We start from the raw sequence: 24,074 nt of genomic DNA on the forward strand, positions 1-24,074 counted from the left end.
CCTATTTAAATATTTTTTTTAAGTCTATATTCAAACCTTTATACAAACCTGTGAAATAACAAAGTCCTAGATAGACTATTGTAGTTCCCAAAATTAAAACCAAATTCTGAAACAGATCTTTATTAAAATACGATAACATCGAATAAGATATTAAACCTACTATTGTCGCTACGGTTATAACTTTCAATAAATAGATTCCTTCCGGGATAGCACTCTTATTGATGATTCTCATTGAAAAGTAGAGGTTTACAAAATAACCCACCATTGATGTGATAACAAAGGCGATTAACAAAAATTCGATTTTTGCATAATATACGCCCAACAGAATTCCCCCTATTTGCAAAAATTTCTTAAAAATTTCTAAATACAATATCTCTCTTGTTCTATTGAATACTTTAAAAACTACTCTATTACACATCTCAAGGAGGAAAAAGAAAGATGCGAGACTTAGCAATTTCATAAATTCAGCAGCTTCTATCCATTTTTTACCATAAACAATAAGGATAATAGAATCTGCATAAATGAAAATTACCAACGTCAAAAGCCCTGTAACGAGCATAAATACTTTACTAATTTTACTGTAAAAATCTAAAAACTCTTTTATATTATCTTGTTTTTTAGACAGAAAAGAGAAAATGGGCCCTTGGATACTTATATTTAAAACGTTAATAGGAACTTCCTGTAACTTCTTCCCTTGGTAATATAATCCAGTCAAATTTATAGAAAAAAATCTACCTATTACTAATTGATATATATTATCAAAAGCCGTAGTCAGCAAGGAAGATAGGGATAAGTTTATACCGTAGCCATATAGCTCCTTTATAGATTCTCTAGATAATTGAATTTTAAAGTAAAATCCATTAACAAGATTTAATAGTAAAGAATTTATAAACGCATATATAACTTGCATCATAATTAACGACCAGACACCAAAACCATTATATGCAAGTATATAAGCAGATAAAGAAGATATTAGGATTGCAATTATCTTACAAATTGAAATAGTTTTAAAATCCATTTTCACGACTAATTTGGTTGTTTGAGTTAATGAAACTGCATTAAATAAAATGACCAAAAAAGAAACTTTTAAAAGATCAGAAATCTTAATATCATTGTAAGCACTAGCAATACTTTCTGAAAAAAGAAAAATTATAACATATAAGATTATGCTAATAATTAAGTTTAATGAAAATACAGTTGCATAATCTTTACTAGTGCTATCTTGTTTACGCACGAGCGCTCCCCCTAATCCTCCATCAACAAAAACATTTGCTATAGTTATAAAAAACATTATAATTCCTAATTGTCCAAATTCGTAAGAACTAAGCATCCTAGCCAATATCATATTGGTTACGAAACTAATAATCATTTGGATTGCTTGTCCAAATAGAGACCAAAACACATTTTTAAATAACACAGTTTTTATAATCCTTTAATTGTAATTACTCCTTCGTTTATTCCCGAACTAACTTTTATGAATTGTAGATGAATTCTATACACCACTTCCCTCCCCCAGTTTTTTCTTAGAGTGTTATCATTAAGCTTAACCTCTTCAATTACTGGCCGAAACTTATCTTTATTATAGTTCATTACAATTTTGGCTTTATTTTCAATACTAAGTATCATTTCACCATTACCATTTAATTCAGGTTTGTTAATGCACATGAAAAATAATTCTGTCTTACCACCAGACTTCTTCGAGTCAAATCGATCAGTTATTGTTAGCTGTGGATTCAAATAAGAAACAGAATAAACTCTTTTATAACTATTGACCATCGCTTCTTTAGGATAAGCTTTTTGGAGATCGATTGAAAACTTCATATTATTTTCGTTAGAAGAGTACTCAGGATTTACTCCAACGAAGTTTGAGCCCTGTCTTTGATCCGTTCCATTAATTTGTGGAACATTATGATACTGTGATTGGGTTGCCATTAAATTATGCCTGCCTGTTGAAAAGTACTGTTTTGTATAAGTGCCAGTGCCTAAGTCTATAAAAACTGGATAACCTTGATAATATAGCACAAAACTCCCTACATCATTATGACTATGATTATCACCATTATTACCACCTTTTGCAGCAAATATAAAACCTTTGTTATTCTCATAAGTCCTAGCTAAAGCCACTTGTCCACTACTATAATAAATTCCTCTTTTAAAGGACGGTGTTCCTTTGGAGTTAAGATCTTGATAATGGATTATTGTATTTATAGCTTGAGTTATTGTACCTCTCGTAGGTTTAGTAGAAACATTATTACGTTGACTAAGAAAGAAGGAAAAGGAGAGCATCTTCTGATCATTTAAACCTTTGCTTGCCATATAAACATCAACTGGAAAAAAGTACACCCTAGGGGAAGCATCGCCAAAATTCACAAAATATTCTCCTGAAATATACATATTCTGTATGTACTGAAGTGATTTCTGAAGAAGCGATTTGTCAATAGAAAGAGAATATCCTCCTGCCTTCAGTACATCCAAGTATTTAAATAGATTTGGAATAGACTGTTGCCAATACACAGGTCCTTCAGAATTATATCCGTCTACATTATATTGATTTACAAAACTTAATATTGACCGTTTAGATTTTTCAAAAACTGCCTTTTTAGTAGATTCAGAAATGTTATCATCCAAGAGACTTAGGCTTAACGTTATCTTATAATTACACCAAGGATTCCAATTCCCCACTTGAGTTCCTTTATTAAACCCCATCCAAGTCATATCCTTAGAAATATAATTCTGAAAAATCCTAGAATCCAATTCTTTTACTAGTGCGGATACAGTTTGTTTAGGTAGTTTTGATTTAAAAAGATGTACTACCCAACTTAAAGTTTCGGAAATATCTACGGCCCCTAAATCAATTGCATCTCCTTTTTCAACTTTTGATACATGGGCAGGCATAACCCAAGTTTTTCTATTGATAAACCTTTGACAGAAAGCAACTATATTTGAAATATAGCGACCATTGTTTTGAAGCACCTCCGCTAACAAAAGCTTTTTCAAGTTTGTAAGATCATCATTATTAATATCGTCATAACTCGATCTTGTCCCCAATGTTTGATAATCGCTATAGGATGAAGCAGAAATAGCTTTAAGAGTAGATACTGAAATATTATTGACTTTATCAGCATCATTAACTATGCTTTTCTTTACAGACTCAGGTAATTGAGACATCTTTGAATTTAATTCTGCTAATGAGATTAAAGGGCCTAACTCATCTTTTCCTAATCTAAATGAATCGTTTAGACTATTTTCTCTTGTAAAAGCAAATGGTTCTAAATAGACGAACAATAACGATATCACTAAAAAAACAATCTTTTTCATAGCATGCTTTATTTTATTACAATTACGCTCAAATACCAGTCCATATTTTATTTTCTATCATACAATAATACTATCTAATTCTCTTGGCAGGAATTCCCACTACAACTGATCCAACTTCCTCCACTGATTTATTAACGACGGAGTTCGCACCAATCATAACATTATCAGCAATGTTTATATCTCCAAAAATTTTGGCACCAGGACCGATATAAACATTATCACCTAAGATAGGAGCCTTTTTACTTCCATTATTGGCTCCAATATTGACAGCAATATGTATTCTGCAATTTGCTCCAATTTTAGCATTCCCATTTATCACAATAGTCCCATAATGAGCGATCGAAAGACCTGGACCACAAACATTCAGAGGAATCGAAAAACCTAATTTCATTTGATATCTTCGATAGTCTTGAAATGAGTATAAATACAAAAGCTTCCTAAATATATTACTTTGTGTATTTTTATAATATTCAGTTTTCCGAAGCTTACGCTGAAAAACATAAATAAAATTTGGAAAAAACATGTCTCTTACAAATTGATTTATAAAACTCCTATATTTCACATTTAAAGCTTTTCTGTCTTCTTCCAGATAAAAATGATAATCACTTTTCGTTTTAATCATAATTTTCTAATTAGATATGTTCGTATAAGTCCCAAACCATTCAACAAAGTCTCTTACTCCAGTAGTGATAGAGGTTGAACTCTGATAGCCTATCGCACTTAAATGTTCTGTATCTGCCCAAGTCCGAGGCACATCACCTGGTTGCATGGGAAGCATGATTTTATCAGCAACTTTCCCCAAATTACTTTCCAATGTTTCAATAAACTCCATCAGGGACACGGGAGCCCCATTTCCAATATTAAAAACCTGATAATAAGGCTGTATGTTTTCTGCTTTAGCAGGATTTTCCAATGCAATGATAATTCCATTAACAATATCATCAATATAGGTAAAATCGCGGCTCATATCGCCATTATTGAAAACCTTAATTGGACGTCCTTCACTAATAGCCGAAGCAAAGAGAATTGGTGCCATATCTGGCCTTCCCCATGGTCCATAAACCGTAAAAAAACGTAGACCCGTCGTCGGAACTTGATACAGGTGACTATAGGTATGAGCCATTAATTCATTGGCTTTCTTGGTTGCTGCATATAAACTTACCGGATAGTCCACGCGGTCCTCCTCCGAAAAAGGTACTTTTCCATTTTCTCCATACACGGATGAACTCGAAGCATAGACTAAATGCCCAATCTTGTGATGGCGGCAGCATTCTAAAATATTGACGAATCCAACTAAATTACTGTCAACGTAGGCCATCGGGTTTTCCAAGCTATAACGAACACCTGCTTGTGCCGCCAGATTGATAACAGCATCAAAGGATTCCGCTTGAAAAAGTGCCGGTAGTTGCTCCCGATCTTCTAAATTCATACGGACAAACGTCAGATTAGTATAATTACGCGAAGACACTTTAGAATTAAACTGCTCCGCCTCAGAACGGTCTATCCCCAATTCATGTAAGCGCGCATACTTTAAATTAACGTCATAATAATCATTGATGTTATCTATACCTACGACAACATTTCCTTGTTCCGCTAAACGTTTACATAGATGAAAGCCGATAAATCCCGCGCCCCCAGTTACCAATATTTTCTTATAGCTCATAGTTTAATTTAGTTCTATCCAAATTTCCTTACGTATTTACATCGTTACTACAACAAGAATATATAGAACTCTCATTATTACATTAATAAGAAAGAATTTTGAATTGTTCTACGATATAAATTAGCTCTCTTATTCACCAATCGCATAATAATCAAATTCCAGCACACTCAATTGCTCACCATTCAACAATTTACGCCCATCAAAAACAAAGGCTGGTTTTTTCATATTGTCTTTAATTTTTGCCCAATCATAAGTTTTAAACTCGTCCCATTCAGTAAGTACCGCAACAGCATGTGCATCTCGTAGAGCATCATAAGGATCGTTAATCACAGTCACTAAACGACGATTGTCTTCTGGAGATCTCGTACCTAAATAATCCAAATCCTTATAAATCTGCTCAGCTGATACTTTTGGATCATAAACAACCACATGCGCTTCTTCTTCCAACAAATGGTCGGCTACATAAATAGCTGCAGACTCACGTGTATCATTAGTATCTTTCTTAAATGCCCACCCCAAGAATGCGATCTTCTTACCATTCACTGTATTGTACATGGTCTGAATAATATTTTCTGCAAACCGCGCTTTTTGATGATCATTCAAAATAATGACCTGCTCCCAATAATCTGCTACAGCTGTCAAACCATAGGAACGCGCAATATAGACCAAATTCAAAATATCCTTTTGGAAACAAGATCCTCCAAAACCAACTGAAGCTTTCAAAAACTTCGATCCAATACGGCTATCGTGACCAATGGCTCTAGCTACTTCATCCACATTAGCTCCTGTCACCTCACATAATTCCGAAATTGCATTGATTGAAGAAACACGTTGCGCCAAAAAAGCATTGGCAACCAGCTTGGATAGCTCAGAAGACCAAAGATTAGTGGTTAAGATCTTCTCCTGCGGAACCCAAGCTTTGTAAACTTCTACCAAGGCATTTATTGCCTCAGCATCTTCACCTCCAATTAATACGCGATCAGGATTGTGCAGATCGCTGACTGCAGTACCCTCAGCTAAAAATTCGGGATTGGATAAAATATGAAAGTTAACGCCATTACCTGTATTGTCTAAAATGCTTTTTAGAGCAGCAGCCGTACGTACCGGTAAAGTAGACTTCTCCACAACAATCTTATCCGACTTGGCTACAGCCGCAATCTGGCGAGCACATAATTCTATGTATTTGAGATCGGCAGCTTGTCCCTTACCTTTACCATAGGTCTTGGTTGGTGTATTGACCGAAATAAAAATCATATCGGCCTCGTCAATGGCTTTCTCCACATCCGTAGAAAAGAAAAGATTGCGACCACGTGCATCCGCCACAACTGCATCGAGACCTGGCTCGTAGACAGGCAGCTTCTCTAAATCAGCATCATTCCATGCATCAATGCGCGCCTGGTTTAAATCGACTACAGTAACAATGACATTTGGATTTTTCTGTGCAATGACCGACATGGTAGGACCGCCTACATAACCCGCACCGATACAGGTTATTCTTTTAATTTCTTTCATTTTATCTATTCCAATTAATTTTTTATAATAATTTATCTTGTTTTTCTAAGATTGGAGCAATGTATTGTTCTTTTTTGTGTATAACACGATCATCCCCTGTACGACACTAGGTATTTCTGTGTATACGGACACCTTCTTACCAAGTATTGTGCCAGCTTTAACAGAAGCTTGCTCCAAATAGTCTATATTAAGTTCTTTTCCTTTTACCAAAACTTCAATATGCCCTGAATCTACACCTTGTGCATAGTCGCCCAGTAATGCCACAATCTCCACATCACCAGCACGCTCCAGTACCTGATCCACAAATGCCTCAATCCCCAAAAAATTATGAATCAATCCTTGCAAAGAAGAAAAAAGTGAATGTTTGATATTGGCCCGATAATAAATCTTATGCTCGTTATCCTCCCGTATTAAATAACCTGCATCGGTTAGTTGATTAAGCTCTTTACGGATGGCATTGGTCGATTCCTTGAACTCATCTGCCAGCCCGCGCAGATAACCACGATTACTTGCCGAAACAAAAAATTTGATGAGCAGCTTAAGCCTGGTTTTGGAGGTAATCAAAGAGTCTAACATGGTTTAGCATTAGATTGAGTAACAAAAGTACTCAATCTAATTGATTCTTGCAAATTATTAAATTGTTAACCAACGCTGGAAAAAACATTTTCCATTCGGCATCCACGTGGAACATTGATCTCAATAGGCTCAAAAACAGACAGCTCATGAAGAGCTGTCTAAAAATGAAAATATAAAATTCAAGAGTTATAGTCACAAACAATCACACACCTATGCCTTGGTATAAATCCGTAATAGCTAGTGTTGCTGTAAAAGGTTCAGGTTTATGCTGTTCGAAATTCATTACACCAGAAATACTTACCCGCCCTCCTTTCAGATCTGCTAACCTTGCACCTCGTTTGACGACTTTAAATCGCACCGAAACATCCGATATCGCCCCCTCCTGTTGTCCAAAAGGCACAACCAAAATCTGTTCTAAATTAACATTTAAAGCAGTATTTAGAGGTTTTACCCTCCTTATAACAATATTCTTTAGTTTATCATCATGCCGCTCCGCCTTGAAAACGAACACACCACTTTTCACGTTGCGATCACCGCTATATTGCCCTGGTCGGTCTTGGAACATATAATTAACAGTCATAGCAACCCTTCGGCTAAACCGTTGCTCCTGTTGTCTTTTCCGCATCAAAAAATAAATGGTGGTCAATACTAAGATAGATAGCGTTATAGCAAGTGTCATAAGAATACGATAAAATAATTTTAAATGGCTTTTAAATAGTCGGTATACGAATCCGATTACATTCAAATATAGTTCAACAGCTTCTTTTATCATCAAGATTTACTAGGGACAAACAAGGGACATTTCACAAAAAACTGATAATCAACAAAATACACTCTATTATTTTATTGTTAACAAATAGTTTTTCTGAAAAAGAAATTAACAAAAAGATGAATTTAAGTTAAGGAAATAGGAATAGGGAGCGCAAAACTAGCACGCCCCCCGAATAATTTTAGTCAATCAATTTGGATTGATGACGTTCAAGCGTATTATATATTTTTTTGACATCTTGGGATTTCTCTTTCTGTAGCACTAGAATAGCATCTTTAGTATGCACCAGAATACTATCGCGCAGACCAACAAAAGCAGTATAGATATCGGTACCGATTACCATATTTCCATTTTCATCCACTGGATGTCCTGTTTGTTTCAGATAATCATACATCGATTCAAAGGAGCCGAGGTCCGACCATTGAAAGCTCGTAGCCACCACACGGATTTTCTTTGACCGTTCCATTACAGCATAATCAATGGAAATGGATGGTATCTCTTTTGACAAAGTTAAATCAAGCTCCCCATCCTGACGATGTTGCCAGGCATTAAATGCTGTTGCATATACCTTGGGCTCGAAATTCTGTAATTCACTTAAGAAGGTATCTGCGCGAAAACAAAACATACCTGAGTTCCATAGGAAATTGCCCCGCTCTATAAAATCCTCTGCTGTATCCTGATTCGGCTTCTCCCGAAAAGACAACACCTTATCATCTTTGTATTCAATATAACCATAGCCCGTTTCCGGTCGGGTCGGCTGTATACCAAAAGTGACAATATAACCTTTGTTCGCTTTTTCTATCCCAGCTTTAATGGCTTTTGCATAAGCTTCATCACCCACAATAACATGGTCTGATGGTGTGACAATAAGAATATCGTCCGGCTGCGCCGCAAAAGCGGCAAAAGCAATTGCCGCAGCCGTATTACGTGGTGTAGCTTCAACAATATCGATATAGTCCACTTTATTGTTTTCCATCACCTCCCGGCTTAGACCATGATTGTCACGATTACCCACCACAATAACCTGACTACAAAGCGCCTGATTCCGCTTAATGGTCATCTCAAACAAAGATCCCTCTTTGAATAACGAAAGATACTGTTTGGGATAGCTCTTACGCGAAAGTGGCCAAAGCCGACTTCCTACTCCTCCTGTTAATACCACATGGATAATTGCGCTCATATTATTATTTTTTCTCCGCTTCTTTATCTGCTACAACTTTGCGCAAACCCGTACTCGAAAAACGATGTGTACGTTTATTATAATAGATTTCTATATTCTCCTCCACACAATACAGGCGACCAGAAAAATCTTTATCGCGGTACTCTTCGCCAATAATGCGCAAATTGATCGGCAAAGCTTTGATCATATCAATCAGATCCTGCTCCGTCTCGTAAGGAATTATTTCATCCACATAACGGCAACCTTCTAGTTGGATATAACGTTCTACAATTGTTTGTGTAGGCTTCGCTTTCTCAGGAGATACTTCCGAAGGATCGGTATTAAGACCAACGATTAAATAATCACAATGTCGCTTGGCTTCTTCCAACATCATAATATGGCCGGCGTGCAGGAGGTCAAATACACCAAAGGTAATTCCTATTTTCATGTAGCTACTTTCTTAAATTGTTGATGAAACGTCTGATTTTAAAATGGATTCTTCTTCTAAATTGGCATTGGCCACAATCTTGCGTAAACCCGAACTTGAAAACCGGTGATCACGGCTATTGAAATAGAGTTCAATCCCTTTTTCCTCACAATATGCCCTCCCTGTAAAGTTTTTTTCCCGATACTCATCACCAACGATACGCACATCAATATTAAAGGAGCGAAGGACATCCTCCAGATCTTGCTCCGTAGCGTAAGGTACAATCTGATCCACATATTTACAGCCCTTAAGCTGGATGTAACGCTCCACTACAGTCTGTGCCGGTTTATTTTTCTCTGGCCGATCCAAAGTCGGGTCGGTCTGCAAACCGCAGATCAAAAAATCGCATTGACGCTTAGCATCTTCAAGCATTTTGATATGCCCCGCGTGCAAGAGGTCAAACGCACTGAAAGTAATCCCGATACGCATGCCCTTGGCTGGAATAGTAATCATAGTCAAATTAAATATTAAAATTTATAATAAAACGGCAGTACACCTTTACCAAAGATAAAAATTAAAACAGGATGCCACCTTCTTTACACCGAGATTTAACGAAAAAATCATGCCAAAGAAGGGACATCGGCATGCCTCAAGTACAGATTGGCGCAGGCCCGCGCATCAGAAAGTGCCTCGTGGTGATTTAGCTCAATTCCCAACACCTCACAGCAGGCATTTAATCGGGCAGGTTTAAAGCCTTTTTCCTGATAAATTCTGAAGGTACATTCCCATTTTTCCATTAAACCCAAACTATCGTAAGGCAGATTATAGTAATTCATGGTCTTGCGCAAAACGCCACGGTCGAATAATTCATTATGCGCAACCATAACCCGGTTATTGATCAAAGGAAAGATGCGGGGGAACAATTCTTTAAAAGTAGGCGCTGTCGCAGTGTCCCTTGGGCGTATTCCATGGACACGGGTCGTCTGCCACATATATTGATTTTGAGGGGGTTGGATCAGTGAATAAAATTCTTCTACAATAATTCCTTGTTCAACAACTACTAGACCTATGGCACACGCCGAATTCTGGTTGGCCGTAGCTGTTTCGAAATCTATTGCTGTAAAACTTAATCCTGATTGCATATTTACTCCTCCTAAAAGTCCAGGTAAAATTAATAATAATTAATGTACCTTTCTATAGCCTCATGATAACAGTTTGCTTTCTATTTCCTGATAAATCTTTTCTTCCGAAAAATTAGCACACACAAATGCACGCCCATTGCTGCCATGTTCCCGCGCTATTTGCGGCTGATCAATATAGAATTTCAGGGCATGGTATAGACCGGAAATAGTATTATCTGCATAAATGCCCGTCTCCTGTTCTCGAATCGAATCAATACAACCGGTCACGCGGGTGGTAACAATGGGCAGACCGGAGGCAGAGGCTTCCAAAGTAACTGTAGGAAAACCCTCACGGTAAGATGGCAACACAAATATGTCCATGCTATTATAGTAGGGTGAAGTATCGTCAACTTCACCGACGTATTCAACGGCGGGATCCGCATAAATCTGATCCGTAATAGCTTTATCGAGTCTATCACGCTCATCTAAAGGCCCCACCAAAAGCAAGCGCAACAGTGGATATTCCTTTTGAAGTAATGCCCAGGCGCCGATGAGCTCATATATCCCTTTATCTTTACATAGTCTTCCTACAAAACCTATCGTAGTCACAGTAGAATCCGAATGAGCTGGCCGATGTACAAATCTATTCACATCTATTCCATTGCAAGTACCGTTGCCTAGCAGCACATTTTTATGAGGCGGATTTAATTTTAAATTATTTGAGGATTTTATAATCGATGGGCTAACATTAACGATAATATGCGAACATGCCGCAGTGATACGTTCTATAGTTATCAATAATCTTTTCGAGAAACCCGAAGCTGTTTCAAACACCAATCCATGCCGAAAATAAATACGTTTTGGTACCCTCGCCAGATAAGCAGATATCATTCCGAGCAACCCTCCCTTGGGGGAGTGAGCAATCACAATATCAAATTTCTCGCGGAGGATATACTGGTAAAGCTTAGTAATAGTGATAATATCCTGAACGGGACTGATACTACGCAAAACAGGAACTGGGAAGACGGCAAAGCCATACTCTTTGGAAAGAGAAACTAACTCGTCGGATGGAGAACAAGCTACGTGAAATTCATACCCTCTTTCTTTAAAATAATGGAACTGATTGCCGATAAAATAACGCAGCGAAAAGGATACCGATACAATATGTAATACTTTTTTTCCCATCATACTTATCCCTGTGATTGATATAAACCCAAATAGCCTTCCACCATCGCTTTCATCGTAAATTTTTCGGATTGCTCCTTCTGAAGATCAAGCAATACATTTTCTTTCAATGTGGAGAGATTAATGATTTTTTCAGCAATTTCATTAGGGTGATAGTTTTTAAATAAATTTAAGGGACTCGGAGCAACATCATTGATACCCGGTACGTCGGATCCTAAAAATGGTTTGCCAGAAGCCAATGCCTCAACTGTGACGCCAGACATACCTTCATAATCAGAATACAGGATATTCAAGTCAACCGATTTCATTAACGAAGCGATATCGCTACGATGCCCTAAAAAAACTACCCGATGGGAGATTCCCAATTGTCCGGCCAGCAATTGGCAGTTGCTCAACTGTGGCCCCTCTCCCGCCAAGATTAGCACAAAATTTTCGGGAAGCCGTTGGACAACCTCTAATAACAAATCCTGCCGCTTCGGACGATCAAATCGTGCCGACATCAACAGATATTTCTTATCGTGACCCACTAAAACGCTATCAATTGTACTCAGATCTTTTGCTGCAGCCTGTTCTAGCTTCGCTAAATTTAAACCATTCCGGATGGTTAACGTTTTTTCGGCCGTTCCGGTCCAATTATCCAATTTGTGCTTAATAGCATCAGAAATAACAATAACCCTATCAAAGGTCTTATAAATCCACTTTTCCAAATATTTGAATCGCTTGTCGTCAATTCGCTTATTGTGAATGCTATGCTCAGTAAAGTAATAACGTTCCTTCCTGGCGAAGATCCGTTTCACTAACGCCACATAATAAAAAGTTGGGAATAAGTGGGCATGAACAATATCGTATCTTCCTTGGTTTAAAAATTTATTTATCGCAAATGGCAAACGTATATCATATAAACTGCCGCTATTTTTTAAAAAATAGACCGCAACCCCAGCTTCGCGTAATTCGTCGATATAAACAGGTAAACTGGTTGACTCAATAACAACCAGCAAAGTAATGTTACAGTGCTCCGCTTTTAGCTGTGGCAGAAAATCGACAAGCAATCGCTCCGCCCCGCCATTGGCCATATTATTGATAATATGAAGAATATTCATTAATTCACTTGGTTTAACACACGTTGTTCTTTCACTGAAATTTTACCCATATTTTTATTGTTAAGAATAAGTTCACCATTCAGTTTGTTATTGAAAAACTTAAAGTTAGTTGACTTTGGTCCTACCACAACTGCTGTCCGCGCGGAAGATATGTTACAATTCAAAACGTGAACTTCCGAACTAGCTCCTCCGAATTTGGCTAATATAGCTCCTTCGCTATTTCCTGAAAGCATACAGTTGCTGATGGTTACTTTCTTAACCGTTTTGTTTTTAACTGCCGCATCGGCCTCCGGTTCGATGTCAATGCCTGTAGCAGTAGAAATATACAAAAATCGTCCTGTATTGCTTATTGTACTTTTATTAATCGTTATGTCTTGACCTCCTCCGATAGCTATACCTGTGCGCGAATTATAATCAAAAGTAGAGCTTTGAACACGAATATTGTTATCGCTCCCACTGACATTAGCGATCATCAGTCCATCAGTCCCAAAACGATTGGAGCGTACTTTATTGATCAAAACATCGCGGGAATGAAATACAACGATGCCATAATGTTCAATCTGAATACCACAATCGCCATAACCGCCACCTAAGTTGAGCTTATCAGGCATAAATTCTGCATTTTGAGAAATACCACGTAGAGCAAAATTATTCATATTATTAACCGTACCGGCATAAAAGTTACCATCGAGGTGTAGGTTCTGAATGGTAATGTTACGGCTGTTTCTGATATGGATAACTCGTCCAAGCATTGCCCGCTCCGTTGCAACATTATTTTTGGCAACACACTCGAAAGTTTTATTGGTACTCTTTCCTGTAGCCGGATTAAAAGAGCCAAATCGCATCCCGACATTGAACAGTAGCTTAGTACCTGAAGCTCCCCTAATCGTTACATTCTCACAATTCTCAAGGCCAATGACGTCTTTACCTGTTAGGTAATAGCTGCTATTTGCGATCTTTTCCTGGCGCCCAACTAAAAATACACCCGAAGGTATATTAATGATCGCATGTCCCCCGCGAGCGTTCACAAATGCACTCATTTTTTCAAATGCCAGCTGATCACTCTCAAGATCATTAGGCTTGGCTCCAAAATCCAATACTGAAACCGTCACCACAGTTTGAGCATATGAATGCTGAAAAATCAAAAATAATACTAAAGCGATTAGAATCTTTTTCATACTGTATAAGCTTTTAAATAGTTAGAAGCACTAGACTCAATAGCATAGTGATCGTGGAAGCACTTTTTAGCATTTTCGCTAATGGCCTCTTTATTTTCATTTTTTGAATACCGTACTATCCCATTGGCAATATCGTCGACTAAAGTTCCGGTAGTAAAAAAACCATTTTTCTCATCTTCGATCATATCTTTCATACCCCCGACCGGACTGCAGATGGGAATACATCCGTGCGATAAAGCCTCTATTAATGAGATCGGCATACCTTCGTATATACTTGGCAGAATAAAAGCGTCTGATGCCGCCAAATAATCCTCGACGTTTGAAACGCCGCCCAACAAATAAATATTGTATTCACCCGCTACCTCATCAATAATGTTCCGGTAAATTGTTTCATTCATAACATCACCCAACACCAATAACACGCCGTTGCCAATCGTTGATCGTAAGTTTTTGAATGCACGGACTAAATTTAGCTGATTCTTTTGGGTATCTATTCTAGCAACATTGACATATAGTTGTCCATCAGCTGCCCTATACTTGGCTCTGATCTCATCACGCTTCTTAATATCGAAAGGCTTAAAGGGCCTTCCATTGTCTATTTGCTTATCATAGCCATATAAGTTGTATACTTTTTGAAAAGACTGACTCATACTACTTGATATAGTAATAGGGGTGATTAGTTTGGAACTGAACAACATTTTCCGAATTAAAAATATACCCCGATTTTCAACCTCCTTATCTGCTTCATTATGAATGGTATGAAAAAACTTAATATTTTTATTTCTAAATCTGAACAACATATAAGGTATTAAATACTCTAAGGCATTTATATGTGAATTGACGACACGTGGTGCTATTTTTTTGATAAGCTTAAATAATTTGGGTATTACTTTCAAATCCAATCCCGGTCTTTTACCCAATGAAATCAATCGAACATCTTTCGATACTTCATGTTGAAATGAATGCTCGGTATTATCAAATAAAGAAATTAAATACACTTCATTCGATTTGGCAAGTTCATTGCACAGATCAACAACGAAACGCTCGGCTCCGCCTCTCCCTAATGATGGTATTATATGTACTAAAGTAAGTTTGTCCATGAAGATAACGTATTTCTTTCCTATCCCTCTTGTTTTAAATGTTTTTCATCAGGCCCCTTATATAAATATAATCCCACATATAGCAATAAAAAATAATTTATGGCATGTAATGTAGGCCTTTGAAAGAAAACAGCCATAAGAAACACAATTGAAATTAAATTAAAAAGCTTATAACGGGGCTGATGCATCAGCGAAAAGCATACTAATAAATAAAAGACAATGATCGTACCTTTTTCAATCAAAACTGTCCGATAGGACAATGTAGAACCATCAAAAACTTCCACCATATAATCCTTTCCGTAACCGAAATAATAAGCTAAATTACGGTAATTATTCCACTTATTAAATGACTCATCAAATCCTGGTATAGCAAGATCGCGGTTATTAACAACACCAACGATCCAATTGCCAGCCCACTCAAAACGATGGTATACTGCTAAGGCCAGTACAGGATTAGACTCCGTCCAAAGCGCTACAAAATTAAGCACCAAATAAAAAGTAATCAGGCATAAGATAAAAATAACAACGCGACGTACTGTTTTTTTTATTGAAATAGATCTCAGGTCAGAAAAAAATAGAACCGGAACAATCGTTATAAAATAAAACATGGACAAACTGAGAACACCTGCAATATTTAGCGTAATCTTTTGCCAGCGCGCTAATTGTTGATGATAATAAAAATAGATTAGGGGAACAAGCGTACCGATCACCCCCGGTTCGTCAAAAATAGAATTGAATCGGTATTGGAGGTTTTCACGTCCCCAATAAACAAGCAAGTAATTATAATAGATTTTTTCACCTTTTGCATACGTAAATAAACTTGGTAGGAGCCCAACGTTGACCAAAATATAAATAGGTATTCCGATAAGACACAGGGCACAAAAAAACCGTATATAATTTAAAGCAATTTCATATTTATATTCGTCAGGCAGCAATATAAAACAGCATACAGGTAAAAAAGCTGAATAAAATAGCTGAACACTTAGTAAAATATCTTTGGATAGATATAGATATAATATGGGCAATATTAACATCAACCAAAGGTAATTTTGCCTTGTATTGAACCGCAACAAATAAAAAATACCGATCACATTCAACAGCTTGAGCATATAAATAGCCAATTTTAAAACAATGAATTCACTGTACACTGTGTAAGAGTCAAATATGGCTATTACCAATAAATTCAGTGAGATTATTTTAAAAAGGTTAAGCTCTTTCATTTCTATGAATAACGTGATTGATCTATCTTAATTATCTATTTAATTGATAATAGAAGCTTCCGCATCTCTACCGGACTCTTTACTTGATCCAGGCCAAAATACTGATTTAACACAAGACGGTCGTCATTTGCCAGAGCATCCTCTATCTGTTTCCTGTCAAATCGAGAGGAAATAACATTTTGTTCATTTTTAAGGATATCTTGATTGCTTTTAAAGAATTGAACCTCTTTATAGTTTACCTTCTGTTTATATATACTAATGGGCACCCCAACCTCCAATGCATACGCTAAATGTGTCCCTAGATTATTGGTAAATATTTCGGAAGCTAACAACAGTAGACTTTTAAGCCTTGGAATAAAATTCAAATCATCGCGATGCCCTGCCGTGCTCACCTTAAATCCTTCTTTTAGATATATAGCATCTACTCCATTATCAATATCTTTCCAGTAAAGGCATACAATTACTGTATCATATCCGACCATTTTCTCATGTATGGATGAAATAAATGACCGTTCGTCAAATTGCGCAGTAACGGACCCAATAGAATGCGATGGTATAACCAATAATACTTTTCCTAGTGCTGCCTTCTGTGCAATAATTTCATCCGCAGATAACAAACTCGGACAATAATGAATATAAGGCCCGATTACATACGTTGGAACACCATTAACAATACCATCGATATAGGATTTACGGACTGGGCTTAATGTTGTTATCAACTTTGCTTTCCCCATATTATATTGGTTAGCATAGGTACCTAAAACTAGCCCATGTTCAATATAAAAATAATGTTTTTGTATCAAATTAAGATCTTCTTTCCCCAGGCCAGCATAACCCAGTAAATGGTGATACAAACCATAATAGTTACAATCTGGTATATAGAAGTAAGGATATTCGACAAGCTCTTTTGCAAGGGCTTTGTAGTCAAAAATAGAAATTTTAGACCTACGATCAACTTCTGCACTAAAACCTTGATTTTGGGCACATTTATAAGCGGTAAACAACGCGCGCAATATCCTGTTTCGGTCAACTATTTTAGCTAGAAATTCTTTTAATTTATGCATGCTTTTTTACAATTTTGATACGCGCTGTTTTTATGACAGCCTTTCCCGTTGGTACATGTAGATCATAATAACTGACAAATATGGTATCATTTTTAATTACATGTCCGGCATATCCGTTATCGGCAAAAGAGGGCAACTCTAGCAATTTTGATATTGTATTTCGCTTTGTATTGAATAAAAACAAGGATGTTTTAACATTTTTTCCAGAGTTGTTATTTTCAAGAAGTTCTCTTCCCGAAATAAGAAGATGATTTTCATCGAAGACAGTTATGTTGGGTCCGCCTAACTGATAGACGGGCAATTGCCATAATTTTGCAGTGCAAATGTTTGACAAATCAGAAACTGCCAGAATACCTTTGTATTTCGTTCTTATAGCCGAATACATACGATTTTGGCTTGTAACAAATCTAGCCTCGGAGGCAGAATTTGGTAGATCTAGCGCACATTTGGGATAAGGTATACTTGACTGTGGTACTTGATAATAAGCAACATGGTTATCTTTATATCCCATACTAAGCTTTTCATTCTGAAATATGCCAGTATACCAATACCAGATATCGCTACTCTTATAATTACCACTAAACAAGCTGGTTTTATCACCTGTGTCGATTTTAAAGATGCGCAATTGCTTTTTATTTATAGGAATATTCGGATTTATAGTCGTGTAGTTCAAATATAACTGATCTCTTTCCAATAAAAATTTAGGATCTCGAACATCAAGACCTTTTTCCAGATTATTGGAAAATTCACTCCAACGAATGAAATCCCTACTACGCATTGTTTTAATGGAACTTGTACTATCAAATCCATGCTCTCTCGCAGACCTAAATGTTAAATAAAAACTTCCATCATAAAAAGCAAGATCAGTAAAAGCATTATAAGGGGCCGTATGATATACAATTGCACTATCTAAAACTTCGCATATATACTCACTTTCTACTAGGGGGATCTCTGGCAAATCGATCCACGGTTTTTCTTTACCACATCCTGCAAGCAGAAAAAGTAGCCCCAACGCCTGAGAAAATACCATTGTCTTAAAAAACAGTTTCATCATCTATTTTAAGGAAAATATACTCGGATCCAAAATTAAACGCTTTACCATCGCAACGATCTGCTTAAAATTACTGAGATTAAGAACCACAAAAACTAACACAGATAATATATAGAAATAATTGGGACAGTTGAAAAATACAAAGACTAAACTCAATATATAAGGTAATAAAAGCTTGGCATTAAATGTAAAATTAAGTAATTCCCGCAAATTAAGCTTATCGCCGATTAGAGTCAAGCCAAAATAATTAATCCCGAAAATGTAAACCAGATAGGCTAAAGCAGTAGATAAAATCACATATTCGAATCCGACATGCCACACAATGACGAGAAAGTAGTTACAGACTAAGTTCAATAACAAACAAGAAAAAGCGATTAGCCCGAGGCTACGTTCCTTACCTCTTGCTATAATAAATCCTGAGATACCGAATGCATTGGTAGTCAAAATAACAGTCAATATAATAAGACGAAACGCATTTTGACTTTCAGCATATTTTGGGAATAAATATAGAAAGAGTGGAAAAAATACAATAGAAGTATGTGCCAGAAGATGTGTGCAGGTCGTATAACAGGATCGAATATAGCCCAGTTCGGTAACCACCTTACTTTGCTCCATCTTTGAAAAACGGTTCAATATTTTTGGATAGATAACGTAATTTATTGAATCTAATAATAACAATATGGTATTTGCTAAGGTAAAAGCAAAAGTAAAATAACCAAACTCCTCAACCTCATAATAACTGCTTACAAATGAACGGGTAGCTAGCATCATAAAATAAAAGGAGGAATTATAAAAAAACATATACAGTCCTTTAATAGCTATTCGTTTCAACCAATAGGTATTAAAAGACAATCTTATTCTAAAAGGTAGACCTATCAGAAATAAAATAACCGAAAAAATCGCCGAAGCAACCTGGATGAATACTAAAACCTCTAAAAGATAGGCCCCTTTATATCGCCATACGACTAACAAGGTGAGGAAGACAGACAAAGATTGACTCAGTGCAATTTTTAAAAATTTACCATAAATACGATATATATTGGAAAAGAAAACAATTAGATGATTCATTATCCCAGCTATCAGCAATGGAATATATAGTGTAGAAAAGTGATATTTTTCAGCAAAATCGTATGCAAATAATCTAAATCCCACCGCCACTAAAATCAATATGCCAAATAGGATTGCTAATAGATTCAACGCATTGGCTGCTATTTTTCCGCGCAATTTTTCATTCGAGAATTTGAGCGATAAATAATTATTACTGGACTGTTGAATGCCGAAATTTAAAAAAGAGATGTATTGTAGAGACAAACTAAAAAAACCCCATATACCGAGGTAGTAGGGACCTAAATTACTAGCTAAAAACAAAGAATTTAGAAACTGAAGAAAAAACGTAAAATACCTACTAAAGAGATACAGAACGACATTATTTCTAAATACAGCAGTAATTATTTGCTTAAATTTATTCATCATCCTCGATCAACATATTCCAATCCAATGGCGTTCCTTTCTTAATTGAATATTTTACTTTTCGCCCGATCAGATCCTTCATGTATTTAGGAGCAAGCCCATGCCCCGGCCGAACAACTCTCACATTATCAACCGATAGTTCCTCCCCTGCCATGATATCTTCGGAAACGAAAATAGACCTTCTTCTGAACTTATTTTTCTCACTTAACTCAAGTACTGGCTGTCCAACCGACTTTGCGGCCATACGTGCACAGTCAACCATTGCTTTGAATTCAACGGGCTCCATTGAAAATTGAGAATCAATGCCACCTAATTCTCGGGATAATATAATATGTTTTTCGATCACCTGCCCCCCCATGGCAACAGCAACCGTCGGCACTATACTGCCCATAGTATGATCGGATACACCTACAATGACGCCAAATTTTTCCTTCAACATCGGTATAGTGGAAAGATTAGCCATTTCTATTGGCGCTGGATACTCTGAAGTGCACTTCAATAAAATAACTTGATCATTACCAACAGATAAACAAGTTTCAATCGCCAACTCGACATCATCCAACCCGGCCATACCCGTTGAAATAATAACTGGTTTTCCTTTACTTGCGACCACCCTGATCAGGTCTATATCCGTAATTTCAGCTGACGCAATTTTATACATAGGAACGTCTAGGCTTTCCAAAAACTCGACACAATTCGAATCAAAAGGAGAGGAGAAGAAAAGTAAGCCTAAAGATTCTGCATGTTTCTTTAATTTCTCATGCCATTCGAAGGGTAGCATTCCAACTTGGTATAGATCATAAGGACGCTTCCCTTTCCAAAGCCCATCTTTTCTTGGTCCAAAATATTCATTATCCACGTCCAACGTAAGCGAGTCCGGCGTAAAAGTCTGTACTTTAACCGCATCTGCTCCGCTAGCAGCAATAGCATCAATTGTCCTGATTGCCAAATCAAAATCATTGTTGTGGTTGGCAGATAATTCTGCAATAATGAATAATTCTCCACTTTCTTTAAACTGCGTGTAATCGAATTTTCTTTTATTTTCCATCTAGTATTTCAATTAACCTATCTTTACTATTATCACTAGCGATAAAATACCCCAAGCGATCCAATGAACTTTTTAATGGTACATCTTTATAGACCTCAATATTATATTTCGAAATCGAAGCAGGAGGAGATCCACGTAAGTAGGAGGTCAACCGCCTGTAATTACTCCGATCCAAAAATTTAATACCGGCATAAGTCTCAACCGATCTTTCAATCGTTAAGTCTTGGCCCATGGCAATTTTAATGAGTGATGCCAACATATCAATCCCGGTCGACAATGGGATTAGATCCGAAGCTATAAAATCCCCTCCGGGTCGACATGCACATTCGATCAAATAAATCTGATCATCCAATATTTTGAACTCGAGATGAAGTGCGCTATTATCAATTTGAAACGCTTTCACCACCATCGCCGCAAATCTGGAGATTTCTTCTTGCAGAGGGCGATCAAAGGCAACTGAACAGATATGACCTATCTCTACAGGAAAGTGTGATCCCTCGGCATCCTCTAAAAACTTCTCTGTCAGCCCCAAGATGTGTACTTCTCCCCGTTGCACAAGCCCTTCTAGACTGTACTCCTTACCGCCAATGAACTCTTCTATTAAGAATTCATCAGTCCTGCTATAACGTTCAGCCTCACGATAGGCCTGTGCCAAGGCTGTCTCCTCGTAAACAATAGTGATACCCCTACTTGCTGATGAATCCAACGGTTTTACAATAATTGGATAATTGAACGGAACAATATAATCCGCTAATTGATTGAAATTTAACTTAACAAACCTTGGACACTTAATAGCATATTGAAGTGCCAACTCACGCTGCAAATATTTATTCGTGCACACTGCAGCAGCAAATGGGCTTATTCCAATTAAATTTAATTGTTCACATAGCTGTGCGACAACATTAACGGGATAATCGGAAGTTGTAAGAACAGCGTCAACTTTATATTCCTTGGCAATCTGTAGCGCCGACTCTGAATCTAATGTTGAGATAACAAAGCTGTAATCTGCCAATTTCATTCCCGGTGCGTCAGCACTTCCATCCAATACAAGAACAACATAGCCTAAGCTCTTGGCTTTTTCTATGATCGGTACCTGAATAATACCGGCTCCGAGTATCAGAAGTTTTTCTTTCATGATTTAACCCTAGAATTAATTAAAAAATCAAATTTTTTGCTCGTCATTTCCTCTTTATAATCCTGTAAAAGACGCGTAAAAGGAACATAATTTGGCGAGTAACCAAAATCTTTAGTGCCTTTTGAAATATCAAAAATATAACTCGCACTGGTATTTGGTCTATCTGCATTTAAATGAATTTTGGATTTTCTATCACTTGGACCAAATATTTCTACGATATTTTCAACTTGCTCCACAAGTGACGTAGATATTCCCGAAGTAATATTATAGACGCCACGCGCATTTTTCGTGGAAATAGCTTTCACAAATGCCTGGACAACATCCTTAACATAGACAACATCACGTGAAGCAGTGTGATCGCCAAATATTTCGATATCTTCCCCAACCATTGCTTTCTCTAAAAACACCTGGAACCCCGATTTGTAATATTTGCCGTCCACATAGATTACGGAGTGAGGGCCATAACCATACACTGGCGGTAATCTAAAAACACTGCCGTTCATACCATATTCTGTACTATAATGTATGATTAAATCCGTTGCAGCATTCTTTGAAATTGAGTAGACCGCATGGTCTCCTTTAAACATAGCTTCGCGTGGTACATCTGCATCGATTGGCTGATCCTTCAACCAGAGTGTACGTACATCAGAATAGGATGTAGTCGAAATAATCGTATCAATATGGTTTGTACGACAAAATTCCAACACATTTAATGTGCCAGAAATATTGATATCAATATAATCCTGCGGGTTGTAATCCTGTACATTTGCGGGCAAATGCGCACCTAAAAGAACGACGGCCTCAATTCCGCTATTAGGCAGTTGATGGAATGATGTGCTATCACTTAGATCCAAATAGCATGAATCTATACCAAGACTTTTATAATGATCCAGCACAGCCTTATTACGTCCTGTAACAAAGACCTTCTTTCCATTTTTTACTAATTCATCGACTAAATAAGCACCTATAAAGCCCGTGCCGCCTATAACTATAATCATTTCCTCAAATTTAATATCGTTTCTACAATTTCTTTTTTTCCTCTACCAACTTCTAAATCGCTAACACCTCTACAAAAACGCGCATAGTCACCATATACTTCCATCATAAGTTCGACAATTGAAGGAACATTCTCGTATTCATAAGTGTTAAAAAAATCTCCGAACACCTCCTTCTGTGCATTATTTTGAAAAAAAGCTACGGAAGGAATCCCTAAATATAATCCTTCAAAAAATGCGGTTCCTGCAGATGTAAATAGAAAATCACACGCAAGCATAACCTCATTTACGTTAGTAATATTTTTTAAAATGTTAACATTTTCCCGCGTACCAAATTGTTCCAAGCTGCCTTCATTAATATATGCTGCACCTGTTACTATCGTAAAATTCAAATGCTTTACTCGGTCATCTGCCAATAAATCCCTTAAAATTTTAAAACTTAAATTGGCCTGATCACTGCCCCCAAATAAAAGCAGAACATTTTTTATCGCATTCGCATGGCGATAACCCTGAAATTCGAATTCATCCCGTAAAGTAAGGTACTTCGGGCCTTTCAAATAATGCGTATTATTCTTATCTATATAATTTTCATTGCGAAACTGTTTTGTTGAAATAATCGCATTTATAACAAGATCCGATAAATCATTTGCTTCGTTATTATTACCAAATAATACCAGTTTAAAAAAATACTTAGCTTTTACCTCGCTAATAAAATTAACGTCAACATTTAGAACATCAACGATCAATGTCGCTAGATTCAGCCGTGCTAAACATGCATGCACAGCAGTTAAATCAATTTGTGTTATTACATTTACAAAACCATGACTCCTGATTAACTCAGGGATGGCATCGTCACTTGTCGTTATAAAACACACCTGAATATAAGGTTCTTGCATCAAGGACTTCGCAAGTGAAATCATACGATACACATTACCCAACCCCAGGTAGTGCCCTCCCTCTACATATATACCAATATTCATCAT

General features: G+C 36.9%; 23 protein-coding genes. All 23 read right to left on the bottom strand.

Going from position 1 to position 24,074, the window contains the following annotated elements; all coding sequences use genetic code 11:
• Position 1 precedes the first annotated feature (1 nt).
• Entirely contained in the window at positions 2-1,417 is a 1,416-nt protein-coding gene (locus HMAT_RS19725; protein ID WP_158656023.1) for a lipopolysaccharide biosynthesis protein, read from the bottom strand.
• A 5-nt stretch (positions 1,418-1,422) separates the two neighbouring features.
• Positions 1,423-3,318 (bottom strand): heparinase II/III family protein, encoded by a 1,896-nt coding sequence (locus HMAT_RS19730; RefSeq protein ID WP_104384590.1) that lies wholly within the window; start codon positions 3,316-3,318, stop codon positions 1,423-1,425.
• Between the two features lie 70 nt (positions 3,319-3,388).
• Positions 3,389-3,940 carry a serine acetyltransferase gene (locus HMAT_RS19735; protein WP_104384591.1) on the bottom strand — a complete coding sequence of 184 codons (552 nt, stop codon included), beginning with the start codon at positions 3,938-3,940 and terminating at the stop codon, positions 3,389-3,391.
• Between the two features lie 6 nt (positions 3,941-3,946).
• Complete coding sequence (locus HMAT_RS19740; RefSeq protein WP_104384592.1) at positions 3,947-4,981, bottom strand: NAD-dependent epimerase; 1,035 nt, start codon at positions 4,979-4,981, stop codon at positions 3,947-3,949.
• Positions 4,982-5,110: 129 nt separating this feature from the next.
• Positions 5,111-6,493 carry a nucleotide sugar dehydrogenase gene (locus HMAT_RS19745; RefSeq protein ID WP_104384593.1) on the bottom strand — a complete coding sequence of 461 codons (1,383 nt, stop codon included), beginning with the start codon at positions 6,491-6,493 and terminating at the stop codon, positions 5,111-5,113.
• Positions 6,494-6,538: 45 nt separating this feature from the next.
• A complete protein-coding gene (locus tag HMAT_RS19750; protein ID WP_104384594.1) occupies positions 6,539-7,069 on the bottom strand; it encodes a transcriptional regulator in 531 nt (176 codons plus the stop codon).
• 202 nt (positions 7,070-7,271) lie between these two features.
• On the bottom strand, positions 7,272-7,748 hold the full coding sequence (locus tag HMAT_RS19755) for a hypothetical protein (RefSeq protein WP_158656024.1): 477 nt from the start codon (positions 7,746-7,748) through the stop codon (positions 7,272-7,274).
• Positions 7,749-8,019: 271 nt separating this feature from the next.
• Entirely contained in the window at positions 8,020-9,018 is a 999-nt protein-coding gene (locus tag HMAT_RS19760; RefSeq protein WP_104384596.1) for a mannose-1-phosphate guanylyltransferase, read from the bottom strand.
• 4 nt (positions 9,019-9,022) lie between these two features.
• Entirely contained in the window at positions 9,023-9,445 is a 423-nt protein-coding gene (locus HMAT_RS19765; protein ID WP_104384597.1) for an adenylyltransferase/cytidyltransferase family protein, read from the bottom strand.
• 12 nt (positions 9,446-9,457) lie between these two features.
• Positions 9,458-9,937 (bottom strand): adenylyltransferase/cytidyltransferase family protein, encoded by a 480-nt coding sequence (locus HMAT_RS19770; RefSeq protein WP_233789470.1) that lies wholly within the window; start codon positions 9,935-9,937, stop codon positions 9,458-9,460.
• A 107-nt stretch (positions 9,938-10,044) separates the two neighbouring features.
• On the bottom strand, positions 10,045-10,566 hold the full coding sequence (locus HMAT_RS19775; protein ID WP_104384598.1) for a 3'-5' exonuclease: 522 nt from the start codon (positions 10,564-10,566) through the stop codon (positions 10,045-10,047).
• 60 nt (positions 10,567-10,626) lie between these two features.
• Positions 10,627-11,733, bottom strand: coding sequence for a glycosyltransferase family 4 protein (locus HMAT_RS19780; protein WP_104384599.1), 1,107 nt, complete (start codon positions 11,731-11,733; stop codon positions 10,627-10,629).
• Positions 11,734-11,735: 2 nt separating this feature from the next.
• Positions 11,736-12,830 (bottom strand): glycosyltransferase, encoded by a 1,095-nt coding sequence (locus HMAT_RS19785; RefSeq protein ID WP_104384600.1) that lies wholly within the window; start codon positions 12,828-12,830, stop codon positions 11,736-11,738.
• A complete protein-coding gene (locus tag HMAT_RS19790) occupies positions 12,830-14,008 on the bottom strand; it encodes a right-handed parallel beta-helix repeat-containing protein (protein WP_104384601.1) in 1,179 nt (392 codons plus the stop codon). Before HMAT_RS19790 ends, HMAT_RS19785 begins: the two co-directional genes overlap by 1 nt.
• A complete protein-coding gene (locus tag HMAT_RS19795; RefSeq protein WP_104384602.1) occupies positions 14,005-15,108 on the bottom strand; it encodes a glycosyltransferase family 4 protein in 1,104 nt (367 codons plus the stop codon). Before HMAT_RS19795 ends, HMAT_RS19790 begins: the two co-directional genes overlap by 4 nt.
• Positions 15,109-15,128: 20 nt before the next feature.
• Positions 15,129-16,328 (bottom strand): hypothetical protein, encoded by a 1,200-nt coding sequence (locus HMAT_RS19800; protein ID WP_104384603.1) that lies wholly within the window; start codon positions 16,326-16,328, stop codon positions 15,129-15,131.
• Positions 16,329-16,363: 35 nt separating this feature from the next.
• On the bottom strand, positions 16,364-17,392 hold the full coding sequence (locus tag HMAT_RS19805; protein WP_104384604.1) for a hypothetical protein: 1,029 nt from the start codon (positions 17,390-17,392) through the stop codon (positions 16,364-16,366).
• Complete coding sequence (locus HMAT_RS19810) at positions 17,385-18,446, bottom strand: hypothetical protein (RefSeq protein WP_104384605.1); 1,062 nt, start codon at positions 18,444-18,446, stop codon at positions 17,385-17,387. Before HMAT_RS19810 ends, HMAT_RS19805 begins: the two co-directional genes overlap by 8 nt.
• A complete protein-coding gene (locus tag HMAT_RS19815; RefSeq protein ID WP_158656025.1) occupies positions 18,447-19,916 on the bottom strand; it encodes a lipopolysaccharide biosynthesis protein in 1,470 nt (489 codons plus the stop codon). It lies immediately after the preceding gene.
• Positions 19,906-20,961: a pseudaminic acid synthase gene (gene pseI / locus HMAT_RS19820; RefSeq protein ID WP_104384607.1), complete on the bottom strand. Its 1,056-nt coding sequence runs from the start codon at positions 20,959-20,961 to the stop codon at positions 19,906-19,908. The genes HMAT_RS19815 and pseI overlap by 11 nt, the downstream gene beginning before the upstream one ends.
• The gene (locus HMAT_RS19825) at positions 20,951-22,096 is read right to left on the bottom strand and encodes an ATP-grasp domain-containing protein (protein WP_104384608.1); all 1,146 of its coding nucleotides are present in this window, start codon (positions 22,094-22,096) and stop codon (positions 20,951-20,953) included. The genes pseI and HMAT_RS19825 overlap by 11 nt, the downstream gene beginning before the upstream one ends.
• Positions 22,093-23,094 (bottom strand): NAD(P)-dependent oxidoreductase, encoded by a 1,002-nt coding sequence (locus HMAT_RS19830; protein WP_104384609.1) that lies wholly within the window; start codon positions 23,092-23,094, stop codon positions 22,093-22,095. The genes HMAT_RS19825 and HMAT_RS19830 overlap by 4 nt, the downstream gene beginning before the upstream one ends.
• On the bottom strand, positions 23,091-24,074 hold the full coding sequence (locus tag HMAT_RS19835) for a hypothetical protein (RefSeq protein WP_104384610.1): 984 nt from the start codon (positions 24,072-24,074) through the stop codon (positions 23,091-23,093). Before HMAT_RS19835 ends, HMAT_RS19830 begins: the two co-directional genes overlap by 4 nt.

The sequence above is a fragment of the Sphingobacterium sp. HMA12 genome, assembly GCF_002933815.1.
GTDB lineage: Bacteria > Bacteroidota > Bacteroidia > Sphingobacteriales > Sphingobacteriaceae > Sphingobacterium.